General features: G+C 29.7%; 1 protein-coding gene. It reads left to right on the forward strand.

The window, feature by feature from the left end; all coding sequences use genetic code 11:
- Positions 1 to 53: 53 nt before the first annotated feature.
- Positions 54 to 1,256 carry a hypothetical protein gene (locus tag BMY79_RS11810; protein WP_074731039.1) on the forward strand — a complete coding sequence of 401 codons (1,203 nt, stop codon included), beginning with the start codon at positions 54 to 56 and terminating at the stop codon, positions 1,254 to 1,256.
- Positions 1,257 to 1,309: the final 53 nt, after the last annotated feature.

Raw genomic sequence — 1,309 nt, forward strand, 5'->3', positions numbered from 1 at the left:
AATGAAACTCTTATAATGCATTGGTTACTTCCGCAGAAAGGTGAATAATAAAAATGAAGAAACAAAAATTAAAAATCAGTACTCAGTCAAAAGTAGTCATAATTACAATAGTGCTTGCAGTAATATTACTGTGTAATGTATTAGCACCACACAAGGAATATATAGCAGGGCAAATCCTATTTGCAAAGGATAAACTTATATATGTAAAAACGGATGAAGAACATTCATTCAAACCAACCTGGAACAAAATGGAGTTGGTTGAAAAGAGTGCCACTTCAGACGATAGCGTGTGCATTGTAAGTGATATGACAAAAGAGCAAAAGAATGTATTTAAGAATCAGAAGGGAAAGCGTGAAAATGATATGCTTTTTTATGAACATATGCAAAGAATTTCTTCTAATAAGTTTGCCCAGATATCGTATACATACAAGAAACCATTTGTTTTTGCAAAACCAGAGGGTTATGAAAAAGAAAAAGATATAGAAGCATGTGATGATTATGCAGAAAACTTTGGTGGTAGATTAACTAGTATAAAACTACAAATTTATGATACAGATAAGAAAAAAGTAGTATCAGATAAGGAATTAATGAGTGATAAATTTAAAGAAGAAAGATATGCTATGCTTTATGGTTTTGCAGGTAGAATTGAACTTTCAAAATCATTGAAAAGGAATAAACTATCTATAAGGATTCCTTTTAGGGCTGAATATGTAGCAGATGATAAAACAAATCCCTTTGAGAGGACGATAGGTGAAAAGGGAATAACGGATAATATGGCATATTCAGTTTATAGAAATTGTTGTAGTGTAGAGACAAGAAAAAATTGGATGGATTCGGATACATTTATAAAGTTATTGAAAAAAAATGAGATAGATACAAATGGAGTTATATATGTATATAACGATGTTGATTACAATGATGTAAATCTTATGATAAAGACAGAATGTTTGCCAAAGGAAGATGCATATTTGTATAAAGTGTATCCTAAATTAAAAAAGTATATTGGCAAAAAAGGTAAGATTGCAAAATTTTATTTAAAGGGATTGCAAAATTCAGATGAGTTAGCAAGTTATTTCTTGCCAGAAGGACAAAAGGTTAGTTATGGAGATGGCATAGAAATTGAATTGTATAGCAATAATGTAAAAAGTTTAGAAGAATATTTTGATAGTATTACACATGGTGGAAAATTTAGAAATGAAATAACGGAAATCGCTGACAACGAAAGATTATCAGCCGACTTATTTGATTTTAAATAATTCTTCCATACTAAATTAGTATTAAAACTTCTTGAAGGCAAATGTGCTTTTTG

Source organism: Lachnobacterium bovis (assembly GCF_900111325.1).
GTDB classification, from domain to species: Bacteria; Bacillota; Clostridia; order Lachnospirales; family Lachnospiraceae; genus Roseburia; species Roseburia bovis_A.

Bases quoted from the DNA above. Each gene is read 5' to 3' on its own strand.
- BMY79_RS11810 (WP_074731039.1), top strand. From the start codon at position 54: ATGAAGAAACAAAAATTAAAAATCAGTACTCAGTCAAAAGTAGTCATA.